Source organism: Blastopirellula sp. SH421 (genome assembly GCF_057808535.1).
Genome location: NZ_CM173712.1, coordinates 863,973 through 890,205 on the forward strand (window position 1 = coordinate 863,973; position 26,233 = coordinate 890,205).

Below are 26,233 nucleotides of genomic sequence, written 5' to 3' on the forward strand. Positions count from 1 at the left end.
GAGGAAATCCGCGTTCTACTTCAAACCGTGCGCGCACCACCAACCGCAAGCAGGCGCCTCCCCTCAGACCCAACGGGCCGCCCTCCCCAAAAGCGGTCCAAAAAAGCCTTGCTTGTTCTCCAAGGAATAACTATACTTATGTACACAAAGCTGGGCCACGAAGTACGCAGCCAATGATGGGGGAAACGGACATGCAAGTCGCCGAAATTCAATCTCGGACCGATCAAGCTTCGCGCAGCGAGACTCCAAGCGTTCTGCTGCCGCTTGATCCCTACAACACCGATCTGTTCATGGAGTTCACCAGCGCTCAGCTGATCGCAGAACAACCGCTGCCAAGGTGGTTGGTGCCGGGGATGCTGCAGCAGTTTGAGCCTGCGGTGATTGCCGGGCCGACCAAAAGCCTAAAGACTTCGCTGGCCGTCGACTTGTGCGGTGCGCTGGCGACCGGGGGCAAATTTCTGGGTGAGTTTGCGGCGGAACGTGCGTTTCGCGTTGGTTTTGTCGGCGGGGGCGCTGCGCGTTCTGCTTTAACCGATCTCGCCCAGCGGTGGAGCGCGGCGGCCGATATCAACCTGCTAGAGCTCGACAATCTTGTTTGGTCGCTCAGCGTCGCCGATTTGTCCAATCCCGCCAATCTGCAGCGAATACAAAACTGGATGAAGGATCATGAGCTAGAAGTGGTGCTGTTTGACGTCGCCGATCTGACCACCACTTCGCGGCGCGTCCAGGCGGCGCAGATTCGCGCGCTGATCCACTGTTGCGTGAAGCAGGGCGCCACGCCGATTATCTGCTGTCCGACACGGACCGAATTCAAGCCGCGTTTGCTGTCCGCGGCCGATTTGGCGAGCGCCCCTTGTTACGGTTTGGCCCGGCAATGGCTGCTGGTCAACCGCCGCCAAGAGTACCAGCAAGGGACCGGGCGACATCCGTTGTGGTTAAGCTTGGGAGGAGACCGCGTCCCCGGCGGCGCGTGGGGCGTGGATATCGAAGAAGGAAATACAACCGACAGAAAGTGGGGAGTAACGCTCCGCTCGCTTGAGTCGATCACCAAGGAAAACGCCGAACTGGCCGCAGAGTCGCGGGCCGATCATTTGCGGTGGAAGCTGCGCGCCGTAATGTCGCAGATCGAACCCGCCCAGGCGACCAAACTAAAAATCCGCGAGCAAAGCGGGATGAGCGGCGCCAAGTTCGGCGTCACGTGGGAGCGCATGCTCAACGCCGGCGAAATCCGAGTCGTCACCGAACCCTATACCAATCCTAGCGACGGCCAATGGCCGCGCGAGCCCCGCTATCGCCTGCTCGATCTGGCCGAGTTGAACGATCCCAACGCGCCCAAGTTTGACCCGCTCGACAATCACTTCATCACGCTAACAACGGCCGAACTACTCGGCTACGCCGAAAAAGAATCGCCGGCCAGTCCAGTCCAACAGAGTCCAGTCCAACAGCCAGCCCCGCCAAGTCGTGCCGCAAGCGAAGTGGCGGAAATCGCCTCGCTGCAAGCTCAACTCCGAGCGTCCGAAAAAATGTTAGGCGAGAGTCCACTCGAAAAAAATGCGCACTCGAGTCCACTCGAAAATAATGAACCGGCGAGTCCAGTCCAGTCGGTAAGAAAGCTGCGTCAGCGAAGGGCGAAAGCTCTCAAACGACGCCGGTGAGTTTGCATCTAGCCAAAATAGGTCCAACGGACCGACCTAAAGTAGCCCCGGTTAAGTCCCCCGCAGGGGACGCAGTCCGGGGTACGCATCGGCCACGATGATCGAGCCCCACCGGGGTGAACGAAACGCAACCTGCTGGACCTCTGCGCATTGAACGGATCGCCCCGTTGGGTCTGAAAAGATCAGACCAAAACCAGCTTCCGCTTCTGACATCGCTCACAATAAAACGTCGCTCGCTGCGCTTGCACGATTCGGGTCACTTCTTGCTTCCCACACGTGGGGCAAAGTTTTCCTTCGCGGCCGTACACGCGATGACAATTTTGATAGCCGCCGTCTTTGTTGAGCGCGTTGCGATAGGTGCCGTCGCCGAGGGTCGAGCCTTCGTATTTGATCGCTTCTTGCAGCACGTCGATCATCGCGGCATGGATTCGTTTCCAAGCGGCGGCCGACAGCGCGTCGCACGGGGTCTCGGGGTGGACTTTGGCGACGTGCAGCAACTCGGCCGCGTAAAGATTGCCGACGCCGCAGACCGCTTTTTGATCAAGCAACGCCACTTTCACCGCGCGGCGGCTTTTTACTAAACGATCCCGTAGCTCTTGCCAGGAGATCACCAATGCGTCCGGTCCGATCTTGCCGCTTTCAGAAAACTCGGCGACAAATTCTCTTTCTGAAAATAGACGGACCGATCCCAGGCCGCGGCGATCCCAAAACCACACTTTTTTGACCTCACAGTCGGCCAGCTGCATCTCCCACCGCAGATGTTCTCGCGTGGGGGGATCGGCGAGCAGCACCAGCCCAGTCATCCGCGGTTCCAGCACAATCCGGTCTCCCCCCGCAAGCACAATCACCACCCGTTTGCCGACCCGATCAATCGCCGTCACGCGGCGATCGACGGTGCGGCGGCGAAATGCGGCGATCCCCGGTGACAACAGAATCGGCCGCCTGGCACACGGCGGCTTCACCACATTGGCCACTTTGCCGCCGATAATCGAGAGAATCCCGCGGCGCATCGTTTCGACTTCAGGCAGTTCTGGCATTGCTATTGGGGTGGGAAAAAGAAGGTGAAAACCTGTTTATATTGTAGGCGGGCGCCGGCGCCGCGTCTTGCGTCACTACTTGACCCCCCGAAGGCTTCGATTGATACTCGAACCTTTGCTTCACGCTGGCGTCCTTACGCAGTACGCCTTCCCTCGACTCTACCCCTGCACAGTGCGCATGAACCCTGCTAGTGAATCTCTCGGCGCGGCCTCGGCGAATGTTCCGGACCAAGCCGGACGATATGGACCCTTTGGCGGTCGCTACGTGCCTGAGACGTTGACGCGCGCCTTGGACGAGTTGACCGTCGAGTACGCCAAAGCGAAAGCCGATCCGGCGTTTCAGGCCGAGCTGGATCTGCTGCTGCAAGACTTTGTCGGTCGCCCTTCGCCGTTTTATCACGCCAAACGGCTCAGCGAAAAGTGCGGGGGCGCCCAAATCTGGCTGAAGCGCGAAGACGTCAATCACACCGGCGCCCACAAGATCAACAACACGCTAGGCCAGGCGCTGCTCACGTTGCGGATGGGCAAACAGCGAGTCATCGCCGAAACCGGCGCCGGCCAACATGGAGTCGCCACCGCGACGGCATGTGCTCATTTCGGCATCCCCTGCGTCATCTATATGGGGGAAGAAGATATCCGTCGTCAGTCGCCCAACGTCTTCAGCATGAAACTGCTGGGCGCCGAAGTTCGCCCCGTGACGACCGGCTCACGCACTTTGCGGGATGCGATCAACGAGGCGATGCGTGACTGGATGTCGTCCGTCGATACGACGCACTACATTCTAGGGAGCGTCGTCGGGCCTCATCCCTTTCCGCAGATCGTCCGCGACTTTCAAGCGGTGATCGGTACGGAGGCCCGTGTGCAATCGCTGGCCCGTTTCGGTCGTTTGCCCGATTCGGTCGTTGCGTGCGTCGGCGGCGGCAGCAATGCGGCCGGGATGTTTTATCCCTTTATTCAGGATACCGGCGTCGAACTAATCGGCGTCGAAGCCGGCGGTCGCAGCGACGACGCCGGCGATCATGCGTCACCGTTGTCGTTTGGCAGTCCCGGCGTGTTGCACGGCAGCTTCAGCTATGTGATGCAAGACGAAGATGGCCAAACTTGCGACGTCCATTCGGTCTCGGCCGGACTCGATTATCCCGGCGTTGGCCCTGAGCATAGCTATTGGAAAGCGACCAATCGCGTTCGCTACACCAATTGCAAAGACAACGACGCGCTCGACGCGTTTGATGCGCTCGCCAGTTACGAAGGGATCTTGCCGGCTCTGGAATCGTCACACGCCATCGCGGCCGGTATGAAGATCGCCGCCGAGAAACCAGCCGATCAAATCGTAGTGGTTTGCCTTTCGGGTCGCGGCGACAAAGACGCCGCCGAAATCGCGCGACTCAAAGCAGAACGGCAATAAGCTCTCCCCTCTTCCATATTTTGAGATTGTGCGATTTCGCAGTTGATGAAGAATGGAACACGGATGCCACGAGAGGAAAAGGAATACACGGAAAGAAAGAAGAGCTGGGAATTAATGGATGCCGATACGGTGAACTTTCGAGGTAATTCAAATGGGAAGAGTAACGCCCATGGATAGGTATTCTTACCGCGTAATCCCGTGATTTATCCGTGCCCTCCGTGCTCTAATTCTTGTGGTCCTGCCAAATCACGCAACTTCAAAACTTCCATCCACTGCTGACACTGAAAGTTTTCTTCGCGTATGTCCTCCATCGACCAGGTATTCGCCGAACTTCGCGCCGCGAACCGCAAAGCGTTCATCCCTTTCGTCACTGCCGGCGATCCTTCGCTTGACGTTACTTCGGCTGTGCTGAAAGAACTCTCGTCGCGCGGCGGCAGCGTCTGCGAACTCGGCATCCCGTACAGCGATCCGATCGCGGATGGCCCGGTGATTCAGGCTTCCTACACGCGTTCTCTCAATCGCAAGATCAAGCTGAGCCAGATCTTAGAAATGGCCGGCCAAACAACGCCGCAGATGACGGCGCCGTTGGTCACCATGGTCAGCTACGCGATCATCCTGCGTCACGGCCCCGAAGCCTATCTGCGTGACGCCAAAGCGGCCGGCGTTGCCGGAGCCATCGTGCCGGACCTGTTGGTCGAAGAGTCAGGCGACTTCGCCAAGCTGTGTCAGCAACACGATTTCAGCTTGATTCAATTGGTCACACCCACCACATCGCGAGAGCGGGCCCTACGAATCGCGGAAACTTCAACCGGCTTTATCTACTACGTCTCGGTCGCTGGCATCACCGGTGAGCGGACCGAGTTGCCAAAGGATCTGCTCGATAACGTCTCGTGGCTCCGCAGTCAAACCAAAGTGCCGATCTGCATCGGCTTTGGCATCAGCCAGCCTGAGCATGTCCGCACGCTGAAGAAGGTCGCCGATGGAGTGATCGTCGGCTCGGCCATTGTCCGCCGACTAAGCGAGATCGGCGACAACAAATCTGCCGAGCAAGTGATCGCCGAAGTGGGTGACTACGCCGAGTCGTTGATCGAAGCGCTGAACGAGTAGCCAACATCCACTAGCAAGGTCGGTCGCCCACGTGTCGTACATCGTCATCGAAAACGGAACGCTGCACGACCCGGCCAACCACATTGACGGGCAAACGCAAACTCTCTGGCTGCGTGACGGCAAAGTCGTCGCGCCCCCGACCGAGCCCAATCCCGAGATCAGTCGTCGCATTGATGCTCGCGGCTATGTGGTGATGCCTGGCGGAGTCGATCTCCACTGCCACATCGCCGGTCCCAAGGTGAACGCCGGCCGCAAGATGACGCCCGAGTATCGCCGCGACCATCGGATCGCGCGGACTGCACAGACGCGGTCGGCGACCGGCGGCTTGGTTCCCAGCACCTATGGCACCGGTTACATGTTTGCCGGGCTTGGTTACACCACGGCGATGGACGCCGCGATCCCCGGCTTGCATGCCCGACACGCGCACGAAGAACTGGCCGACACGCCGCTAGTCGACAAAGGCTTTTACCTGCTGTTTGGCAACAATCACTTTGTACTAGATCACCTGCGCGAAGGTCGCCGCGGCGAGTTGGACGCCTATCTTGGTTGGGCGCTGCATGCGGCGAAGGCCTATGCAATGAAAATCGTCAATCCCGGCGGCGTCGAAAACTGGAAGCAAATCAGCCGCAAGACGCTGCAACAGTTGGATGAGCCAACGCCTCATTTTGGCGTGACGCCGCGACAAGTAGTGCGTGAGTTGGCCGCGGCGGCCGACCGGCTGCGATTGCCGCATGCGCTGCACATTCACTGCAACAACCTGGGGATCCCAGGCAACTACCGCACAGCGCTGCATACCATGGAGTCGCTAGAAGGCTCGCGAGGGCACTTTGCTCACGTGCAGTTTCATAGCTACGGCGGTGACGAAAACGACGCGAGCAGTTTTGCTTCGGCCGCGCCGGCGCTGATTGACTATGTGAACGAGCATGACAACATCACCGTCGACGTCGGCCATGTGAATCCAGGTCGCACATTGGGTATGACCGGCGACGCTCCCTTCGCGCAGCATCTGGCCGAGATGACCGGCAACCGCTGGTTTGCGGCGGACTGCGAGCAAGAGAGCAGCTGCGGCGTGATCCCGATGGAGTTCCATCCGCAAAAAGTGCTGGTCCATGCGGTTCAATGGGCGATTGCGCTCGAATGGTATTTACGGATTGAAGATCCGTGGCGCGTCTGCATGAGCAGCGACCACCCCAACGGCGGCGCGATCTACCGCTATCCCGAAATCATTCACTTGCTGATGGACGCTGATTTCCGCCGGGAAGCGATCGGCCGCATGCACGGCGAACTAGCAGGACGAACCACGCTGGCCGACCTTGATCGAGAGTACTCGCTGCAAGAGATCGCGATCATCACCCGAGCGGCGCCAGCCAGAACTTTGGGGCTGCGCGACAAAGGGCATCTGGGGGTTGGGGCCGACGCCGACGTCACGGTGTATGCGCCGCAGAAAGATATTCGCGCAATGTTCGAGCGGCCGCGATACGTGCTGCAAGCAGGTCGCGTGATCTGCGAAGAGGGACAAGTGTTGGGGGATTTCGCAGGACGAACCATCTACGCCGAACCTGATTTTGACGCTGATTTTCTTCCGCATATCGAAAATTGGTTCAACGAACATTACACGATCCGCTTCCGTAATTACTCTATCGCCGCCGAGTCGCTTGCCGCGACCTCGGTGATTGCTTGCGGATAACTCCGCAGCGGATCAGCCCCGGTTGATTCGACCTGCTAGCACACGGCGAAGGGGTGGTTGGTATGCGCTGTTCGCGACCAAAATTGCTCTACACCTTTCCCAGCATTTCTGACATACTTCGCGCCGATGCTCGGTCGAATAGGAAGGATACCGCTGCGCATGCCCGAAATCTCGGTCATCATTTCCCAACGCAACTCCGGCGGCGCGTTGGTTGAACAACTGCCGGTTTTAATCGCCGAACTGGATGCGCTCGACCAATCGTTCGAGATCATCGTGGTCGATGACGCTTCACGCGCTTCGACCGTAGATACGATCGAAAATCTCTGTCGTCAGATTCCCCCGCTGCGTGCGATTCGCCTGCAGCGACGCGTAGGACTCTCAGGAACGGTCGTTGCCGGGATTCGTGTTTCGACCGGCGCCAAGCTGGTATTTGTATCGGCCGGACTCGAGTATCCCCCCCACCAAATCAAAGATTTGTTAGCGGCACAGTCACGCGGCGACTTGGTGATCGGTCGTCGCAATGCTTCGACATCGGCGCGTTGGCTAAATCGGATTGCACGCACGCCGCGCCGTATTCTGCTAAACATGGACATTCGCGATCCCGGCAGTCAGTTTTGGGCAGCGCGACGTGAAGCGTTGGTCAATACGCCGCTGCCGCGTGGATCGTATCAATACTTGGCTGCATACGTCGCCATGCGCGGCTACCGTGTTACCGAACTGCCGATCGAGTACGACGGCTTGGCGGCTCCTGACGAACCGCTCGACGACGGTTGGCCTTCCCCTATGAATTTGGCGTGCGCCTGGTGGCTATGCCGGCGTTGGCAAGAGCCGAACTATGCAGAACTACGTCAAACCGAAAATCTACTACCAGAACTACGGGTCGCTTTTTTCGATGACATGTACGAACCAAAGCGTGCTGGCTGAAGCAGATCCCAGGAAGAAATAATGAAGATCTTTTTCAGTGTCGGTGAACCTAGCGGCGACTTGCATGGAGCCAACTTGATTCGCGCCATGAAAGCGCGACGCAGTGACCTGCAATTTGTCGGCTACGGCGGCCCCAAAATGGCGGAAGCAGGCTGCGAGCTGCATGCCGATCTGACCAAGCTGGCCATCATGTGGTTTTTGCGGGTCTTTTTAAACCTGCATCGCTTCATTGGTTTGATGCTGCAAGCCAATCGCTACTTTCGCGAATCGCGTCCCGACGCCGTCGTATTGATTGACTATCCCGGCTTTAACTGGTGGATCGCCGCTCGGGCGAAGTCGCACGGAATCCCGGTCTTTTACTATGGCACTCCACAACTGTGGGCTTGGGCCGGCTGGCGCGTCAAAAAGATGCGCCGCTACGTGGATCATGTCCTCTGCAAATTGCCATTTGAAGAAGAGTGGTATCGCCAGCGCGATTGCAACGCAACCTTCGTCGGACATCCGTTCTTCGATCAACTCCGCTCGCATCAATTGCACGAAGGTTTCATCGCCGAGCAACAAGCAAAGCCTGGCAAGCTGGTCGCCATTCTGCCGGGCTCACGCACGCAGGAAGTCGCTGCAAATCTTCCAGCCTTTTTAGAGACCGCCAAAAAAATCGCCGAGCAAGTTCCGAATGTTCGCTTTGCCGTGGCCGCCTACAACGAAAACCAGGCCGCCTACGCCTTCGAGCGGATCATCGCCAGCGGCTTGGATATCGAAGTCCAAGTCGACCGCACGCCCGAGCTGATTCATACGGCGCATTGCTGTCTGGCATGCAGCGGAAGCGTTTCGTTGGAACTGCTGTACCACGAAAAGCCGACCGTCATCCATTACAAGATCAGTCCGTTTGGACTATGGGTGCAAAGCTTCTTCCGCAAGGTTCGCTACATCACCCTGGTCAACATCTTGTCGACCGACAAGCCGTTTTACGAGGACGAATACTACACCTACGATCCCGATGCACTAAACGCCGAACAGGTTCTCTTTCCCGAGTATCTGACTTGCGAAGATCGAACCGGCGACATGGCGACGCGGATCGTCAACTGGCTGAATGACGACGCCGCCTACACGCGCCGCGTGCAAGCCCTGCATACGCTACGAGAAAGAGTCGCCGGCGGCGGAGCATCCATGCGCGGCGCCGAGTACATCCTAGGCAAGCTAGAAGGCGAAGCGGCCGCACCACAAAAGTGCGCGGCGTAGGATGCAAATCCTATTGTCTAATCAAGCCAGCAGGATTTGCATCTGGTTCATTAGACATTCGAGTTTCGACATTCGTGATTTTGAATTGTCTTGCCTCAAAATCCTTCATCGATTCCGCCTGGCGGTAATAGATCGCATAGCGGGCACGACTCACACTTGGGGGTCTTGCGGCAATGGCTGTTGCCGACACGCACTAGCAATGCATGGAACTCGTTGAACAGCGCAACATCGTCTGGCAGTTGGCTGACAAAATGATCCTGGATCTGATGATAGTCGGCTTCCTGCTCGATCCAGCCGTGCCGTTTTAGCACGCGCGACGTGTAAGTGTCGACGACAAAAGTTGGCAAATTGCCGGCGTATAGCAAGATAGCATCGGCAGTCTCAGGGCCGATTCCGTTGATCGCCAGCAAATCTTCACGTAGCGAAGAGAGGCTGCCAGCGAACATGGCCTCTAGATCGCCGCTGTGGACGTCGACGAGGTAGCGCATCAGATTATGCAAGCGTTTCGCTTTCAGGCGATAGTAGCCTGCGGGGCGAATGATTTCGGCCAGTTCCTCTACACTCGTCGCCTGCAACCTGAAGGGATCAAGCAGCCCCGCTTCTTTCAAATTGACAATCGCCTTTTCTACATTTTTCCAGGATGTATTTTGCGTCAACACGGCGCCAACCATGATCTCCAGCGGCGAATCGCCGGGCCACCACGACTGATGCCCGTAATGGGCGAGCAAACGCTCATAGACCTCCAGCAATGATATCGACATGGGCGCAGGCGAGGGTGTAGATAGGTAGAATAGATCGCTTTCCACTTTCACTTCGACAATACCGACTTTCCTATTCCGTTGGCAACCCGGTCTGTTTATTCGATGCCTGAAGCGACTTCCGCTGATCCACCACCGCCCAGCTATTTTGCCGAATCAGCGCGCCCGCTTGTCAGCTTGGCGTTTGTCGTGCCGATGCTGGTCATTTATGAAGTCGGCGTGTTTGTCTTGGGGCCCCAGGCAATCCGCAACGGGGTCGACGTCTGGCTACGTGAACTGTTGATTGTGATTGGATTTGGCCAATACTTTTTGCTGCCGCTGTTGACCTGCTGCTGCTTGCTGGCCTGGCATCACCTGAAAGAACAGCCCTGGCGAATCTCGCCTGGGGTCTTACCGCTGATGCTGCTGGAATCCGCAATCTTAGGGTTGATCTTGCTGGGACTGGCGCACTGGCAAGCTTCGCTAATAAAAGCAGAAATTGCCGCCGAAATCGCCGGTACGTTGCCGAGCGAAACAATTCGTCAATTGATTGCTTATTTTGGCGCCGGCATCTATGAAGAACTTCTGTTTCGACTGATGTTGATTCCGATTTTGTGGCAAATCGCCATCATGTTGGGAATGCCGAAACCGGCGGCGACCGCGCTTGCGATTCTCGGCTCTAGCCTGATATTTTCGGCGGCGCATTACGATTTTTTTACTTCGGCCGGCGAAGCTTTTCAGTGGTATAGCTTTCTGTTTCGCTGCTCGGCCGGATTGATTTTTGGCCTGCTGTTTACGTTTCGCGGATTTGGCGTCGCCGCCGGTACGCACGCGCTGTATGACGTGTTCGTCGCGTTGGTCTAGCGTTGGCTGCTAGCGAAGCGCAGTGCACTGCAAATGCGAATGTCAAGTGCTTGTGAACAAAGAGTTGCCGAACATAATCAATACGGCGGAGAAGTAAAAAGCTCTCTTTGTAGCGAGTCGACACCCAACGTATAATCGGGACGTCGACGCCGGCTACCGTCGCTCGACAGTCTCACTCAACCGTAGGATTGTTAGCCAGCACTTTGCTTGGCTTGCAATGCTCTCAGAAGAGGAAGCTCACCGCGTGCTATCGATTCGTCCCAAAGTTGCTGAGCTGGTTTTCCAGCTCTACAGTCGTTCGCTCCACCCGGAGTTGTTCGAGATCTACAAGTCTCGCACGATCCAGCGCGGCGGCTACACTTTGAAGCTCGATATCACCAGCGTCGGCCACATCATCACCTGGCGGTACGAAGGGATGACGTTGACTGAAGTTTGCGCCAGCGCTCATCAGCCGCTCCCGCAACGTCGCCGCGTGATGGCCTACCAACTGAAAGGGCGACGCGTCGATCAGCTCGATTGCCGCGGCGGCGTCGGCTACAAAGCCGAGTTTGAACTAGAGCCGGTCTCGACCAAGCTCTTCCGCATGTGCCAACGCGAGCTCTCGTACGATCCCAAGCAAGGGCTCGTCCATCAATTTCAGTCAAGCGGACGCATGAACTTTGGCGCTCTCAGCTATATCAACGCCGAGACCCGCAGTCGCAGCGTATTTGTGCAAGCGTTTCATACCTTCCCAGACGACAACGCGATCGTCAAAACCGAATCCTATTTTCAGCTGCCGTAGCGCCATCAGTCTACGGCATCCAAGCCAGCCAAAAAATCGCGTCGGGCTGGCTCAATCGATTGTTGGTTCAAACAATCGATTAACATCCGAAACCGCCCTAAGCTGCGACGATTGAATTCAAACACCAATCGCGGCAGCGGCGCCAGCTCTGGTTGATCGCTTTCATGTGGCAGCGGATCACTCAATTTGAACTTGCCGCGCGCCAAGATGTCTTGAAACTCTTCCTGAATTGCCGCAAAAAGTTCTAAGGAAGGCGCCTGTTGCATCCGCAGCACTAACTTGTTGCGCACGTATCGCATGCTGTGATAGTTGCGATAGAAACCGACCGTTTCGGCAATCGCCTCGTCACAGTTGTCGGTCACCTTGTAGATCGCCAGATCGTCAGGCGAGATTAGCTTTTGCTTGAGCAGCGGATCCAGGATGAACTCGTGGAATCGTTTCCAGTAATATCCGCCTGGCTCGTCGACCAGGACCACAGGGCACATGTCCCGTTTGCCGGTTTGCAGCAGGGTGAGCACCTCAAACGCTTCGTCCAATGTGCCGAACCCGCCTGCGAAACAGGCGACGGCGTCGCACTCTTTGACGAACATCAACTTCCGCGTGAAGAAGTACTTCATGTTGACGAGCTTCTCGTCCCCCAGGATCACGTCATTCGCGTCTTGCTCAAAGGGGAGCATGATATTCAGCCCCATCGAGTTCTCGCGTCCAGCGCCCAAATGCCCTGCTTCCATGATTCCGCTGGCGGCGCCGGTAATCACCAACCAATTTTGGGCGGCGATTTTCTGACCAAACTCCAGCGCCTGCTGAAAGCTGGGATCCCCTTCCGGCGTCCGCGCCGACCCAAAGACGGTCACTTTGCGACGATCGCGATAAGGCGCGAAAACTTTGAACGCATATCGCAGCTCACGCAACGAGCGGCTCAATAATTTGAGATCGCCGCGAGACGATTCGTCGGCAGCCAATTTGTCGGCGGTGTCGTGAATATGCTGAATCAGGTGTTCGGCGGTCAGCGCCGCGCGCCGTGCAGCCGGAACCTGCTTGCTTTTAACTGGATCCAACGATTCTTCATCGATGTCTGTCATGTGATAATCTCCCACCACAATCATAGCCGAGAGGGCAAGCTTGCCTTATTGATTCCTACAAAATCGAGCTTTCCTCGGTTGCCAGCACTTTGGTAGCCGATCTACCCTCTTGTGAGCTACTCCAACCGGCAGGACTCGCTGACACCTCTTTGGGAGCCACCTCTGATTGCGGTCATTACACTACCCATTTAGAGACAAAATATTAGCGCAACTGCTTTGTTTTTAAGGGGTTGTAAATCGAGACAACCACATGTAGACTGAGTCGATTAGCGTTTTTCGAATTCTTACGGAAAACGACTCGACAAGAAGCGGCCTGCCTAATCACACCCCTCGTTTTCGCTATCAACCTAATCCAATCGCTCCTATGTGCGAGAGTAGTGCATCGAAGACAGCATGGTTAACATCCTGAGGAAGCGCGATGTCACGGTGATTGAATTCGGCCGTGAATACGACACACTGGACGAATCCAACCTCGGTAAAACCGCTCAACAGCTGATCGAGGTAGCCAAGCACGCCGATCCACCCTTCGTCGTCTTTGACCTCACGTACACCAAGCTATTTGGTTCGTACTTCATTCAGTTCTTGATTCGCACCTGGAAACTGGTCAAGAAGCGAAACGGCCGGTTGGTCTTGGCCGGAATCGACGAGCCCTGCTTGAGCGTTTTGCGGAAGTCGAAGATTGACTCGCTCTGGGATCGATTTGAGACAGCCGATCTAGCAGTCACTGCGCTGCTCGACGAACCAGCGGCGTAATGGTTACCGATCGCTAGGAGGTTTCCCCTTTCCTTCGCGAATGTAACTCGCTCGCAGCAACGCATACTCTTCCGGCGTCGGTAATTCGTCCGACGTTGCTCCGGCGGCGACCGCTTGGTCAAACAGTCGCTGCAAAAAGGGACGGCACCAACCACAGCCGGTCCCTGCGCCAAAACAGTCGCTCAATTGCCCGACGCGACGCGGTTTCTCAACACGGAGATAGTTCACGACCTTGCGTTTGGTCACATGAAAGCAGAGGCAAAGTTCGTCGTCGGGTTCCATCGCTTCACTCGCTTAGGCTTGCGGCGGCTTGATTCCGAAGTCTTCGATCGTCAGCAACGTCCGCAGCTTATAACCAGCGGCGGCAAAGGCGGCGCTGCCCCCCTCTAAGCGGTCGACAATCGCGATCACTTCCCGCACTTCTAAGCCGGCCGCTTTCACTTTTTCGATCGCTTGCAGCGAGCTGCCGCCGGTCGTGACTACATCCTCGACGATCACGCACGACTGTCCCGCCGTGACCGGACCTTCGACGTCTCGTCCCGTTCCGTGCGCTTTCGCTTCTTTGCGGACGATAAATCCCGCCAGCGACTTTTGCTGAACCGCCGCCATCGTGATGACCGCCGCCGAAATCGGATCGGCGCCAATCGCCATGCCGCCGACCGCGTCCGGCAGTTGGCCTTCCAACATTTCGAGAATCCCCAGCGCGACCTGCAATGCTCCTTCGCTGCTCAGCGTGACTTTACGGCAGTCTAGGTAGTAGGTTCCTTTCTTGCCTGACGCCAGCGTAAAATCGCCAAACTGGAGCCCTTTTTCGCGTACAATTTCGATCAGTCGTGATTTATCGTATTTCATGATTTTGGTATCCGTCGTCGCGAAGAAGATCAAGTCCCTATGTTATCAAGCGACGCCGCGCCGCCGTAGTACGCTACACTGGAACAGCGACCAATTTTGCCGCAGGGCCTTTTTTAACCATTTCCTGCTCCCTTGTCCCCCCACGCGCCATGCTCGTCTCCCTTGTCATTTGTGCGATCTGCGCCGCTGACCCGGCTGAAAACTCGGCCGAGAAACAGCCTGCCTTCGAGCCGGTCACCGCCTACCATCTGACCAACTTTGAAGGGTGGGACGTTTACGTCAACAAACGTCTGCTCCGCGAAGAGAAACAACTGGGAGACGAAGCGACGCAATTGCTGCAAGACAAGCTGCGCGAGATTTGCCGCCTCATCCCGAAGCGTGCGTTGGCCGAACTGCAAAAGACGCCGATCTGGTTAGAAGTCGATAACGACAAAGCGAACCCCTGTGCTTGCTACCACGTGTCGGCCGACTGGCTACGCAACAATGGCTTTCTCGAAAAGAAAGAAAAATGCGTCGAGATCTCCAACGCGCAGACGTTTCTTAACTGGTCCAAAGAACAACCATATATGATCCTGCACGAGCTGGCGCACAGTTACCATGATCGCGTCCTGGGCTATGACGATGCGGTAATCCAAGCAGCCTACGAGCGGGCCCAGCAAAGCGGCGAGTATGAAAAAGTGCTCCGCGCTAACGGCAAAGAAGAAAAGCATTACGCCATGAACAACCCAATGGAATATTTCGCCGAAGGGACAGAAGCCTATTTCGGCGCCAACGACTTCTACCCGTTTGTCAAAGTCGAGCTGCAAAAGCACGACCCGCAATTGCACAAGTTGCTTGGCGAGATTTGGAGCAAGTAATCGGCGGCGAACAACGCCAACAGCAGGTTACGTTTCGGACCATTGCGCTAGCCGCGCGGCGACATAGGCGAAGTCGGTCAGATGCGGATGACTTTCGATCGTACTGGCGACTCTCTCCAGCACCGCGGGAGTAGGGCGTTTTCCCTCGGCGTCACGATTGTCGAGCAAAAACTTTTGCCGCGCCAATACTTCTCTAACTCCGGCATAGTTCTCTTCGGCCAGCGCTATCGATAGCTCCGAGACTTCGACCGAAACTTGCAGCAACTCGTCTGGAATCGCGCCCCGTTGGGCGACCACATGGCAGCGTTCCAGCAACTCAACCGCGCGCGCGGTAAAGACGCCCCACAATCGCAGCATTCCTCCGACCACGCGGCGTTCTAGCGACTTGTTCCCCTGCGAGTAACGAAACGGGGTCACCAAATCGACGACCGGATTGATCTCGTTGGAGGTATACACGCCGAGATCTTTGCGGCGTGTTTCGGCCAAGGCGCGTACGACTGCAATCGTTGTTTGTCGCGGGGCCGGTAAGCAAACAGTCATTACTTGCGGCAGTTCCAACAGGCGCCGCCAGTGGGCGACCTCCGCTAACCGCAGGAAACTGGTCGCTTGTGGGTAAAGGATCAACGGCAGCGATTCTCCCACCGCGTTCAGCAGCCCCAGCAGATCATCACGCGATCCCGTCGCGGTTTCATCCAGTGCGACGGCGATCGCCTGAATCCCGCCTGAGCGCAACTCGCCGGCAAGTTGCAGCGAGTCTGCTTCGCGGACCAGCGCGATCCGCAAAAATAGCTCGCCGTTGACAACCTCAGGTGCGCTGCGGAATGACTCCAACAGCTCTCGACGCAATGCCGCCGGCTGATGCAACAAGTCGAGGACGGCGCCTCCGGCTCCGGCGGTCGCATAATATCGCCATAGCAACTGCTGCCGCTGCGGCTCAAATCGCCCCTCGGTCATCGCGATCGGAGCGATCGGCAGGCAGAGCCCGTGCAGAAGCCGATCGCGAGTCAGAGTGTCAGGATGCAAGAGGGTAAAGCTCGTTGAGCAGTGAACACGATTTTCCGCCGCGAGCGCAACGTATTCATTTTGATCGACTGCGGAGCAATGGTTCTAGAGAAAATCCCCCGATATGCCCCATGACGCCTACTCTCTGCGGAAAATTCGTTCTGAGACAAACCGCGCCGTCACATTGGCGCCGACCCAAAACCACTCACTCCGGTAGTAGCCGGTCACCCCAATAATCAGCCCCACCACATAGACAAAGAAGTTGTCGGCAAACCACATTGCGGCGACGACCACGCCAAAGATCAGCGAGAGAATTTGCATCGAAGAGTCAAACCCCCACGACCATATCGCATAGCAAACCCCGAAGCCGATCGCGCCCCCTACCAACAGCGAGAATGTGGGTTGAGCCGCTTCACTGGCTCGCGCGATCGCCAACATTGCTAGCGGAATGACAATCAGCAGCGCTAGCAACAGCAACAGCAGCCGCGCCAGCCAAACCTGAAATCGAGAACCGCTGGTACGATCCGAAGGGGTGATCTTGGTCATAGAAAAGCGACGCGGCCTCGCCAATCGACTCGCCTAGCCGCCGAAAGCGGAGACAGGCAAGTTGAGATTACTCGAATTTGGCGGTTCGCGCCTCGCGCACCGCTCTAGCCGTATTGTCGGCGAAATTGTCGACCTGATTCAACCCTCGCAGCAACATTGCGTGCCCATCGACGATGACATCCTCCACTTCGCTCTCTTCCATCGAGCGGACCAGGCTCGACAAGCGGGCCGCTTGTTCACGCAGGCGATCAACGATCCGGGCAATTCTCTCACTAGAATAAGGCTCTTTTCGGCGGACACGCTCCCCCCCATCCTCTCCTTTCGGATTCGTTTTTGCTTTGCTGTTTTTTTTCACCATGATTTCGCTCCTCTCCCTCGGATGTGGTTCAACCAGCCAATCCATCACTGCTGAAGAAATGTCGCCAAATAACCAAGCTATTTCGCCATCGATCAGGAATAGTCGTCCACTTATTTTTCACCCATCGATTCAGCAGACTTGGAAAGCTGCTCAGAATACGTGACGAAATCATGAATTAGGTTTAGTTTGCCGCTAGTTTTGGTTAAGATCCGCAAATTCTTCACGACTTCAATCAGGCGAGTACATTTCCTTCGTCGCTGACTACAAGTGTTGCCGTTGCACTATTTCGAACCGATTGAACACTTGCCCACAGCGCCAGTCTTGAGGTTGCGCTCTTTGAGGACAAAGAAAGAAGGGAACCCGGCCGGGCCACAGAGAAAGAGCGGAAAAACGGGGTAGGAATCCCTGTCACGCTCTCAGTGACTTAGGTCCGAAGCGGCCGTCTCAGTCGAGTCCTGGGTGCTCGTCGCGTCGCGGATGATGGCGCGCCTTAGCTGGGTTGGCGGAGCGGCAGTTCGACCACAAAACGGGCGCCGGTGCTGGATGGTTCCATCACGATTCGGCCGTGGTGATGGTCGATAATTCTGCGGACAATGGCCAAACCGATGCCGGTACCATCAGATTTGGGATCGAGTTTTTCAAATAGTCCAAAGATCTTTTCATGAAACGCTGGCGGGACGCCGGGTCCGTTATCGGTAAAAATGATCCGTAGCTGGTTGCCGGCCGTGCTCCAAGTGATGCGAATCTGTGGCGCTTGGGGATTGGCGAATTTGGCGGCGTTATCCAGTACGTTTTGAAACGCTTCGACCAGCCGGATGCGATCCCCTTCGAGCATGGTCGGGTCGCCGCTGATTTGGAGATCGAGTCCGCGCTGGGGCGACAGCAGGCCCAGAGAGCGAATCGCATCCTGGATCAGGTCTTGCAGCTGACATTTTTCGGTCGGATTTACGACGCGTCCCACGCGGGAGAGCTCCAGCAAATCATCGAGCAAACTGTTCATCGAAGAGCATCCGCTGGCGATAAAATCCATGTCTTCACGGATCGCCTTTTCATCTCCGCGCAACAGGTCTTCTTGCAGCGCGCCGACAAATCCGCGGATCGTAATCAGCGGACTCTTGAGGTCGTGCGAAACGGTATAGGTGAAGCGTTCGAGTTCGGCGTTACGACTTTCGACTTCTTTCAGCAGCGATTCGACCGCGCGGCGACTATCAAAGATGTACGAGATCGTTACGCCGCCGACCAACCCCAGCAAAGTCAGCAAGGCAAAGAGGATTGCGGGCCAGAAGTAGAGCCCTTGGGCGGCGAAGTCTTGGCTCGCTTCAAAGGTCACAGTCATCGGGAGGTCATCAAATTTAATCGTCGCGTCGAAATGACGAGCACAATTTTGGATATGGCCGCTGGGGCCTTTGGGCAAGCGAAGAATCTCGAGTCCGGCCGCCGTCTTGCTGCGGGCGATGACATGCACGCCAAAATGAGGCGGTAGTTTAGCGGCGATCTTCCGTTCGATGGAATGTTCAGACGAAAATGCGACAACACATCCGGTTAGGTGAGTGTCACTGTCGCTGCCGACCATGGAAACCGGAAAGCAGGCGATCAAGCCTGCCCCTGACAGAGGAAATGGGGCGTCGCTGGAGATCACGTCAATCGTCAGTTCACCTGTCTGGATGGCGGTATCCAGCGTACGCGCGAACGACTGATTGCGGGCAATCGATTTTCCTTCGATCCCCGCCAGTTTGCCGTTCGGTTCGGCGAGGACAATGCGCCAATCTCCCGCCGGAGCTTGGGGATCTCGATCGACGAAGAGAAGTTCATCCACCACGTCGTATTTTTCGGATTGGCGCATGCGGGTGACGAAGATATCCCATTCGCTTTTCTCGACGGTTTCGCTCGAAACAAACAAAGTTTGTGCGCGATCAGCGGCACTGCGAATGTCATTGAACTGGCCCTCGATGGCGTTTTCGATCGAGCGTTCGTATTCGAGAAAGAGGATGGTGCGGCGACTCTCTTGGTAGCGCCACGTGAACCAGGCCGCGAGTAGGGCCAGTCCGAGGAAGCCGGCGAATACGCCCCAGCCAGAAGGAGCCAATCGTAATCTGGGAGTCGCTGAATTTATAGATTGCTCTGACTTTTGGTCCATCGAAGAGAACTCAAGCCAACCAGGAAGAGCGCTGCGAGCGCAGCCGACGGCTATGCCCCAACAATAGGGTATTGTAGGGCCAATCGAGGTAGTTCGATAGCGCAGAAAAAAACGCTTCCGTCGCCGGAAGCGTTTACTTGGTTTGCCAGTCTGAGGGGGGGACGTTTTAAACGGCGCCAAACTCAGGGCGACGACGTCCTAGCTGCGATTGCAGACGTTGCACGATGCTGCTGTGCATCTGGCTCACGCGGCTTTCGCTGAGGTCGAGCGTCGCGCCGATTTCCTTCATCGTCAACTCTTCATAATAGTAGAGAATGATGATCAAGCGCTCATTGCGATTCAAGCCTTTGGTGACCAGACGCATCAGATCGTTTTTCTGGATCCGCCGCGTAGGATCTTCCCCTTTGATGTCTTCGAGAATATCAATCTCGCGGACATCCTTGTAGCTGTCAGTCTCATACCATTTTTTGTTGAGACTGATGAGCCCTACGGCATTCGCGTCGGAGATCATTTTCTCCAGTTCTTTCACGCTCATGCCCATATGGGCGGACAATTCAATTTCGGTCGGCTGTCTACCGAACTTCGCTTCGAGCTGTTTGTTCGCTTCGTTCAGCTTGCTCGCTTTCGAGCGCACCAACCGAGGGACCCAGTCCATCGTACGAAGTTCGTCGAGCATTGCGCCGCGAATACGCGGTACGCAATACGTTTCGAACTTGACGCCGCGCGTCATGTCGAACGCGTCGATCGCGTCCATCAAACCAAAGACTCCCGCCGAAATCAGGTCGTCTAGTTCGACCCCTTCCGGTAAGCGAGCCCAAATTCTTTCGCCGTTGTATTTGACCAGCGGCAGATATCGCTCAACAAGACGGTTGCGTAATTCCTTACGCGTCTGATCTTCCTTGTAGGACTTCCAGACTTCCGCAATGTCGTCGACTGCTGTGGTTGTCGCCATGCAATCCTCCGTGAAACGCCGTCTATGGCTACGTTTCGTGAGATCCTTCTCGTTTCGCCTGAATCCTTCAGGACCCGCGTTTTACAGCGGTCTCGCCGCAAAACCTCCGCCGGCATGATTACTCATAATCCGTCGGTTGGCGCAACTTCGCCGCGTCCCCTCCGCAGTGGACGTGGAGGCGAATTTACGCCGCCGCCTTTCCAGAACTGGTACTCTCTGCTTGCAACTCGCGTTGCAGTTTGTCCAGCTCTTGGTTGACTCTCTCGCGAACCGATTCGTCAACGATACGCTCCGCAGCGCCGCCGATGAACCAGCCTGTGGCCGCAAATAATGCCATCGCAACACACGCGATTTGAAGGGTCGATTCGATCCCACCAAAATCAAGGTATCCACGCACCATGACTGTGATGAAAGCGATAAGGCCCAGGACGCCCGCGTAGTTGCGCGCCATCTTGCGTTCGGTCTATTAAGTTGACGTGATTCGCGATTCCAATCCGCCGCAGGCGTACGCGGCGTTACATCTAGGTATCGACGTCGATCACTTTGATGTTCAGCCGAATTTTCCGATTGGAGCGAAGTCGTCAAAAAAACTCGCGTCGCGGCAAGGCGTGCATTCATATCAGTGCTAGCCTTTCTTACGCCGCGTGGCGATAAAGTTGTGTGGTGGGTGCGTCGAATACTAACGACGACAATCGTTGAGCGACGTTGGCCAGATCGCCTGCAACCGCCGATTGCGGATAGCGAACGCTGAACGCATCGCAAGCAGCTTGCGCCGCGCCAACTTCCAAAGCTTGACGCACGGCGCCAACTCCGATAGCGGCGGCGCCAGCATGACGCTGGCAGACCCGATCAAAACCGTCAATGATTGGTTCTTCGGGCTGCGCAGCCGAGACGCGGTTTAGCAACAGGCCAAAGTTTTTACGCGGCGCTGACTCTAGCAGGTGTCGCACCGCCGCATATCCGGCGGTCAGCGAGCTGCGAGCCGAGCAAGCAGTCAGGATGAAATGTTCGGCTCGGCGCCAGAGGATTTCGGCCAGCGGAGTCGGACGACTGCCGGCGTCGATCAACACGACGTCCGCATGCCGGCCGAGCCGTTGCAATTGATCGATTAAATGCTGCAGAGCAGGCGGCTGAATTGCATGCAGCGAGCCGGTTTCGGCCATTGTCGGCAGCAACAAAGCGCCATGGACGCCTGGCAAAAGGGATTCGTGCAGATCGACGCGTGCATTGGCGAGATCGCCAATTGAAGCAGTCGTCTTCCGCCCGCATAATTCCGCTAGTCCGGCGCTCTCGAAATCGAGATCGACGATGACGACGCGATGTCCTGATTCAGCGATTGCGGCGCCCATGTTCAAACAGAGCGTCGTCACGCCAACGCGACGCTCGGCGCCGTAGAACACGGCGAGCGGTACCTTGGGTGAAGCGTTCGAGTTGGAGTTCTGACGCGCGAGCATTCGTAATAACGATGCTTGGTCAGGGAAAGGACGGTCCATAATAGCTGTAGTTGGGGGAAGGGGCTCGGAGATTAAATCAACTGTTTGGCGAGTTCATCCGCCGATGCGACTGCGATCGAATGCGGCACGTCTTGTCCGTGCGTGGCGTAACTGATCGGCAGCGTCGTACGATGCATCAGGTTAAACATCGCTCCGAGCGTTTCGACTTCATCCAGTTTGGTGGCGATCAACGCGGTGGGGGTGATCGACGCGAAACGGCGTTCCGCGTCTTGGATCGAACGATTGCCGGTGGTCGCCGACAACAGTAAATAGCGGGCGTCGGTTTCGGCCGCTTTGAGCACCGATTGCAACTGTTGCAATTGCACGGCGTCACGCGGGCTACGTCCGGCGGTATCAATAAAAATTCGATCGCAGCCGGCCAGGTGATCGACGGCGTCGCGCATCTCGCTGGGAGACGAGACGACCTGCATCGGCAGATCCATGATCTCGGCGTAGGCTCGTAGTTGATCGACGGCAGCCATGCGATAGGTGTCAATCGTGATCAGACCGACACGCAGCTTTTGGGTGAACTTAGCGCGAGCCGCCAGCTTGGCGATCGTGGTCGTCTTGCCGACGCCGGTTGGTCCGACCAACGCGATCCGCAGCGGTCCGCGACGCGCATCCTCAAGGTCGCTGCCGGTCCGAAAAGTTGCGGCGATCCATTGGTGCAGATGTTGACGCAAATCACGTTCGTGCGTGACGGGGGCGAGTTCCTCTAGCTGATTGGCTAGTTGTGCGGCAATCTGCGGCGCGACTTCGGCCGCAAGCAGTTCGTCATGTAAGCGAGCGACGATCGGCGAATAGTTGCGGTGCGAGCCGCCGGCGTAGTTGGCCAATGCGTCCAGGATGGATTCTCCTTGATCATCGACCAGCCCTTCGGCCAGACGTTGCGAATGATCTTCGGCATCGGCTCGCTGCTTGGTCTGGGCTGGCTTGGCGGTGGGAAGGTCCACTTCAAAGCGTCGCGCGACAAACTCAGCATGCGTCGCTGGGGTTGGCTCTGCGGTTGGCGGTTCGATCTGGAAGCGGCTCTTTACCGGCACGCTGGTCGATGCGGCTAACTCGAATTCTCGACATCCCAGCAGTCCCGCCAGCCCGCGTCGCGGCATCATCCGGGTGTGCAAAACGGCGGCGTCGGGGCCCAATTCTTTGCGAATGAGCTCCAGCGCTTCGGGCATCGATTTGGCGCGAAATGTTTTGATGTCCATGGTGATATTTATTTACCCGGTACGATGTCGCTGATGATACCGACCGATTCGATCAGCGTATCGCGGGTGATTTCGTTGTGACTAAGCACGATCAAGTCAGGGATGTGATTCATGGTGAGTTGTTTGAGCGCTGGGCGAATTTGTGGGTTCACCAGCACGATCGGCGGCTTACCAACCGCCAACAGTTTTTCGATACCGGCGGCGACCGCGCGGCAAGTCAGCTCGATTGCTTGCGGCGACATGCGAGCGTAGGGGCCACGTTCGGTGTCGATGCCGGCGGCGATGCGATCTTGCATCGCCGGATCGAGCGGAATGACAAACAGCTTGTTTTCTCGGTCGCGATACTTGGTGCAGATGGTGCGGGCCAAGCGGTGGCGAACGAACTCGGTCAACCAGATCGGGTCTTTGGTGCGTCCGGCATGATCGCCGAGGGTTTCCAAAATGATCGCCAGCTGCCGAATCGGGACTTCTTCTCGCAGTAGATTTTGCAGCACGGCTTGAACATCCCCCAGCTTCATGACGCCGGGGATCAATTCGTCGACGACTGCCGGCGAATCTTCTTTCAAATCGTCGAGCAAATGCTTGGTGGCGTCGCGTGTCAGCAATTCGTCGGCATGCTTCTTGGCGACGCGTTGCAGGTGGGTGGCCAATACGGACGACGGCTCAACAATCGTATAGCCCAGCATCTCGGCTTGCGGACGCAGGCCGGCTTCGATCCAAACGGCTGGTTGGTTGTAGGCGGGGTCACGCGTCTGCTCGCCCGGCAGATTGCCTTGCGAGTTGGGGCTGCTGATCGCGAGCAAGCGATCGGGATAGATCGTATTTTCGGCGACGGTGTTGTTGGTGATCTTGATGCGGTATTGGTTTTCGGTAAGTCGCATGTTGTCGCGAATCCGGACCTTCGGCAGAATGATGCCGACTTCGGTCGCGATGTTTTGACGAACGCCGGTTACGCGATGCAGCAGATCTCCGCCGCGATCTGGCGCCGCGAGCCGAACCAGGCCGACTCCCAATTCCATTTCCATGGGATCGATCGAGAGATAGTCCTCGATACGATCTTCTTTTTTGGCTGCTTTTTCTTGTTCCTGCTGTTTATGCTCCGCCGTTTTTTTGTCGACGATATCCTGCTTGTCTTGCCTCTTGATGAAGAAGGCGATACCTAAGCACCCGCCCCCCAAGGTTAAGAGCGGTAGCGTCGGTAATCCAGTGAAAACCAGCAACCCCAGGAAGGCGCCGGAGACGATCAAGGCCGGCGGTCGAGACAAGAGCTGTTGGACGAACTCAAGCGGCAAGTTGGTCTTTTGACTGCTACGCGTCACCAACAAACCAGCCGCTAACGAAATCAAAAAGGCCGGAACCTGGCTCACCAGACCGTCGCCGATGGTCAGCTTGGTATAAACTTCGGCCGCTTCGCTCAGACTCATGCCGGCTTGCATGCCGATGATGAAACCGCCGACGATATTGATCAAGGTAATGATGATGCCGGCGATCGCGTCGCCGCGCACAAACTTGCTGGCGCCGTCCATCGCCCCAAAGAAGTCGGCCTGCTGCGTGATCTCGCTGCGGCGTGCTTGGGCTTCGTGTTCGTCAATAATCCCGGCGTTCAAGTCGGCGTCGATCGCCATCTGGCGACCTGGCATGCCGTCCAACGCAAAGCGGGCGGCGACTTCACTAATACGCGTAGCACCTTTGGTAATTACCATGAACTGAATCACGATAATGATCACAAAGATGATGATGCCGACCGCTATTTTATCTCCAGCGACAAACTCGCCGAAGCTTTCGATCACGCCGCCGGCCGCATCCATGCCGTCTTCGGCCGCTTTGGTCAAAATCAAGCGTGTAGTCGCGACGTTCAACACCAGTCGAGCTAGCGTTGTGGCCAACAGCAGCGACGGGAAAACGTTGAACTCCAGCGGCGTTTGCACATAGATCGTCGTCAATAGAATGATCACGCCGGCCGTGATATTGGCCGTTAGTAACAAGTTCATGAGCCAATTCGGCAACGGCACCAAGATCACCAGAACACTGGCGATAATGCCGACAGGCAAAATTAGATCTCGAATTCGTTCCAACGCTGGCAGCACGTAAGTCATTCAGTAAAGAGACGAAAGGAACGCCGCGGAGAACCCTCTCCGTGTCATGCGGGGCGAAAACTACTGAAATCAGAACTTCGAGTCCAGGCCGATCAAGCGAGCAAAGTCGTTGACGTTGCTATGTTTATCGTGTCAATGGCGACTTGTCCGAGAAATTGACAGGGTCGCTCAGAATTGCCCCCAGCGCGAAAGCAAAAATTTCAGCTACCATAGGTTGTTTCTGTCTCCCGCTTCCGCTTCCGCTTGCTGCTTAGGACTGACCCGTGACCGATCCCGCCGCGAAACCGCATCGCAAACAGAAGGCGAACGCCTATCCTTGGTACAGCCCTCGCATCTGGCACGGGATGCGATTTCGTCCGTGGATGCGGTTGCTAGCTCGGAATCGCTTTGCGCTGCATCCGCTGCGCGTGACGATGGCCCTGTTGGTCACGCCGTTCACCGTATTCAATAGCCTGTCCTACCGGCTGCAGCTAGCACTGTATGGCAAGCAGATCGCGGCCGTGGACCCGCAGATGCCGATGGTCTTTATCGTAGGGCATTGGCGCAGCGGTACGACTTTTCTGCACGAGCTGATGTCGCTGGACGAAGCGTATACGTCGCCGACCACCATCCAGTGCATGGGACCATGTCAGTTTCTGTTGATGGGGGACTTTGTCAGTCGCTGGTTCAACTTTTTGATGCCTAGCAAGCGGCCGATGGATAATATGAAGGTCGGCTGGAGCAAGCCCCAGGAAGATGAGTTTGCGTTGGTCGCCCTGGGAGCCTCGTCGCCTTACTATCGTATGGCGTTTCCCGACCATCATCCGGCCGAAGGGACTGAGTTCCTGGACATGGAAGGGCTCGACGAGGCCGACGTGGCCAAGTGGCGCGAGACCTTGGATCTGTTCATCCGGATGGTCACCGTGCAACGCGGCAAACCGATCATCCTGAAGTCGCCGACGCACACCGGGCGGATTGGGCTGCTGTCAGAGATGTATCCCGGCGCCAAGTTCATACATATTGCCCGCAACCCGCTGGAGATTTTTGCGTCGACCGAGCGGTTGTGGCAAACCATGGATGAAGTGCAGTCGCTGCAGCATCCGAAAAATCCCAAGTACCGGCAGTACATTTTTGACTGCTTCGACCGAATGTACGGCGGCTATTTTCGGGATGCCGACAAGTTGGGCCCTGATCAGCTGGTGGAAACGCGGTATGAAGATATCGTGGCCGATCCGGTGGGTGAGCTAGAAAAGATTTACGCCGCTCTGGGGCTGGGAAACTTTGAAAAAGTTCGCCCCGCATTGGAAGCCGCGACCGCTGAGAGCCGTTCGTTTGAGCGGAACAAGCACCAGATGGAAGATGACTTGGCTGCTGAAATCCAGCGGCGTTGGAGCCATTATTTTCAGCGGTACGGCTATGCGGCGGATGGAACGGTGGGGGGGACAGAGCGGGAAGAAGAGCGGAAAGCGGAAAGCTGAAAGC

The 26,233-nt window shown here is 56.7% G+C and carries 25 protein-coding genes; 11 read left to right on the forward strand and 14 right to left on the reverse strand.

Translation table 11 applies throughout. The annotated features are described in order from the left end of the window. Nucleotides 1-191 precede the first annotated feature (191 nt). Entirely contained in the window at nt 192-1,655 is a 1,464-nt protein-coding gene (locus SH421x_RS03480; protein WP_488854001.1) for an AAA family ATPase, read from the forward strand. Between the two features lie 182 nt (nt 1,656-1,837). Here the strand turns inward: SH421x_RS03480 and SH421x_RS03485 are convergent, their stop codons facing one another. Next, a complete protein-coding gene (locus SH421x_RS03485) occupies nt 1,838-2,692 on the reverse strand; it encodes an Fpg/Nei family DNA glycosylase (protein ID WP_488854002.1) in 855 nt (284 codons plus the stop codon). A 178-nt stretch (nt 2,693-2,870) separates the two neighbouring features. On the opposite strand from SH421x_RS03485, the gene trpB reads away from it, so the two are divergent. The 5 genes from trpB (at nt 2,871) to lpxB (ending at nt 9,054) form a co-directional block, all read left to right on the forward strand. Further along, on the forward strand, nt 2,871-4,097 hold the full coding sequence (gene trpB, locus SH421x_RS03490; protein ID WP_488854003.1) for a tryptophan synthase subunit beta: 1,227 nt from the start codon (nt 2,871-2,873) through the stop codon (nt 4,095-4,097). Nucleotides 4,098-4,397: 300 nt separating this feature from the next. After that, nucleotides 4,398-5,204, forward strand: a complete 807-nt coding sequence (gene trpA / locus SH421x_RS03495; RefSeq protein WP_488854005.1) for a tryptophan synthase subunit alpha — start codon at nt 4,398-4,400, stop codon at nt 5,202-5,204. A gap of 31 nt (nt 5,205-5,235) precedes the next feature. Continuing rightward, entirely contained in the window at nt 5,236-6,891 is a 1,656-nt protein-coding gene (locus SH421x_RS03500; RefSeq protein WP_488854006.1) for a formylmethanofuran dehydrogenase subunit A, read from the forward strand. 159 nt (nt 6,892-7,050) lie between these two features. Next, entirely contained in the window at nt 7,051-7,815 is a 765-nt protein-coding gene (locus SH421x_RS03505; RefSeq protein ID WP_488854007.1) for a glycosyltransferase family 2 protein, read from the forward strand. A 21-nt stretch (nt 7,816-7,836) separates the two neighbouring features. Beyond that, a complete protein-coding gene (gene lpxB / locus SH421x_RS03510) occupies nt 7,837-9,054 on the forward strand; it encodes a lipid-A-disaccharide synthase (protein WP_488854008.1) in 1,218 nt (405 codons plus the stop codon). Between the two features lie 95 nt (nt 9,055-9,149). Here lpxB and SH421x_RS03515 read toward each other — a convergent pair whose 3' ends face one another. Further along, entirely contained in the window at nt 9,150-9,815 is a 666-nt protein-coding gene (locus SH421x_RS03515; protein WP_488854009.1) for an endonuclease III domain-containing protein, read from the reverse strand. Between the two features lie 102 nt (nt 9,816-9,917). Between SH421x_RS03515 and SH421x_RS03520 the strand changes: the two genes are divergently transcribed. Both SH421x_RS03520 and SH421x_RS03525 read left to right on the forward strand, forming a co-directional pair. Then, entirely contained in the window at nt 9,918-10,655 is a 738-nt protein-coding gene (locus SH421x_RS03520; RefSeq protein WP_488854010.1) for a CPBP family intramembrane glutamic endopeptidase, read from the forward strand. A 244-nt stretch (nt 10,656-10,899) separates the two neighbouring features. Then, nucleotides 10,900-11,436: a DUF2617 family protein gene (locus tag SH421x_RS03525; RefSeq protein ID WP_488854011.1), complete on the forward strand. Its 537-nt coding sequence runs from the start codon at nt 10,900-10,902 to the stop codon at nt 11,434-11,436. Nucleotides 11,437-11,441: 5 nt separating this feature from the next. On the opposite strand, the gene SH421x_RS03530 is transcribed toward SH421x_RS03525, so the two are convergent. After that, on the reverse strand, nt 11,442-12,518 hold the full coding sequence (locus SH421x_RS03530; protein WP_488854012.1) for an LOG family protein: 1,077 nt from the start codon (nt 12,516-12,518) through the stop codon (nt 11,442-11,444). A 393-nt stretch (nt 12,519-12,911) separates the two neighbouring features. Here SH421x_RS03530 and SH421x_RS03535 point away from each other — a divergent pair, with 393 nt between their 5' ends. Next, the gene (locus SH421x_RS03535; RefSeq protein WP_488854013.1) at nt 12,912-13,271 is read left to right on the forward strand and encodes an STAS domain-containing protein; all 360 of its coding nucleotides are present in this window, start codon (nt 12,912-12,914) and stop codon (nt 13,269-13,271) included. A 3-nt stretch (nt 13,272-13,274) separates the two neighbouring features. Here SH421x_RS03535 and SH421x_RS03540 read toward each other — a convergent pair whose 3' ends face one another. Then, complete coding sequence (locus SH421x_RS03540) at nt 13,275-13,553, reverse strand: (2Fe-2S)-binding protein (RefSeq protein ID WP_488854014.1); 279 nt, start codon at nt 13,551-13,553, stop codon at nt 13,275-13,277. Between the two features lie 12 nt (nt 13,554-13,565). Next, complete coding sequence (gene pyrE, locus SH421x_RS03545) at nt 13,566-14,123, reverse strand: orotate phosphoribosyltransferase (protein WP_488854015.1); 558 nt, start codon at nt 14,121-14,123, stop codon at nt 13,566-13,568. A 149-nt stretch (nt 14,124-14,272) separates the two neighbouring features. On the opposite strand from pyrE, the gene SH421x_RS03550 reads away from it, so the two are divergent. After that, nucleotides 14,273-14,980 carry a metallopeptidase gene (locus tag SH421x_RS03550; protein WP_488854016.1) on the forward strand — a complete coding sequence of 236 codons (708 nt, stop codon included), beginning with the start codon at nt 14,273-14,275 and terminating at the stop codon, nt 14,978-14,980. A 27-nt stretch (nt 14,981-15,007) separates the two neighbouring features. Here SH421x_RS03550 and SH421x_RS03555 read toward each other — a convergent pair whose 3' ends face one another. From SH421x_RS03555 to flhA, 9 genes are all read right to left on the reverse strand, one after another. Beyond that, nucleotides 15,008-16,003, reverse strand: coding sequence for a hypothetical protein (locus SH421x_RS03555; RefSeq protein ID WP_488854017.1), 996 nt, complete (start codon nt 16,001-16,003; stop codon nt 15,008-15,010). A gap of 117 nt (nt 16,004-16,120) precedes the next feature. After that, nucleotides 16,121-16,528, reverse strand: coding sequence for a hypothetical protein (locus SH421x_RS03560; protein WP_488854018.1), 408 nt, complete (start codon nt 16,526-16,528; stop codon nt 16,121-16,123). A 67-nt stretch (nt 16,529-16,595) separates the two neighbouring features. Continuing rightward, on the reverse strand, nt 16,596-16,886 hold the full coding sequence (locus SH421x_RS03565) for a hypothetical protein (protein ID WP_488854019.1): 291 nt from the start codon (nt 16,884-16,886) through the stop codon (nt 16,596-16,598). Nucleotides 16,887-17,376: 490 nt separating this feature from the next. Next, entirely contained in the window at nt 17,377-18,972 is a 1,596-nt protein-coding gene (locus tag SH421x_RS03570) for a sensor histidine kinase (RefSeq protein WP_488854020.1), read from the reverse strand. A gap of 217 nt (nt 18,973-19,189) precedes the next feature. Continuing rightward, nucleotides 19,190-19,975, reverse strand: a complete 786-nt coding sequence (locus tag SH421x_RS03575; RefSeq protein WP_488854021.1) for a FliA/WhiG family RNA polymerase sigma factor — start codon at nt 19,973-19,975, stop codon at nt 19,190-19,192. Between the two features lie 184 nt (nt 19,976-20,159). Then, nucleotides 20,160-20,426, reverse strand: coding sequence for a hypothetical protein (locus tag SH421x_RS03580; RefSeq protein ID WP_488854022.1), 267 nt, complete (start codon nt 20,424-20,426; stop codon nt 20,160-20,162). A 184-nt stretch (nt 20,427-20,610) separates the two neighbouring features. Next, a complete protein-coding gene (locus tag SH421x_RS03585) occupies nt 20,611-21,468 on the reverse strand; it encodes a MinD/ParA family ATP-binding protein (protein WP_488854023.1) in 858 nt (285 codons plus the stop codon). 32 nt (nt 21,469-21,500) lie between these two features. Next, complete coding sequence (gene flhF / locus SH421x_RS03590) at nt 21,501-22,676, reverse strand: flagellar biosynthesis GTPase FlhF (RefSeq protein WP_488854024.1); 1,176 nt, start codon at nt 22,674-22,676, stop codon at nt 21,501-21,503. Nucleotides 22,677-22,684: 8 nt separating this feature from the next. Next, on the reverse strand, nt 22,685-24,772 hold the full coding sequence (gene flhA, locus SH421x_RS03595) for a flagellar biosynthesis protein FlhA (RefSeq protein ID WP_488854025.1): 2,088 nt from the start codon (nt 24,770-24,772) through the stop codon (nt 22,685-22,687). A 263-nt stretch (nt 24,773-25,035) separates the two neighbouring features. Here flhA and SH421x_RS03600 point away from each other — a divergent pair, with 263 nt between their 5' ends. Continuing rightward, entirely contained in the window at nt 25,036-26,229 is a 1,194-nt protein-coding gene (locus SH421x_RS03600; RefSeq protein ID WP_488854026.1) for a sulfotransferase family protein, read from the forward strand. Nucleotides 26,230-26,233 lie beyond the last annotated feature (4 nt).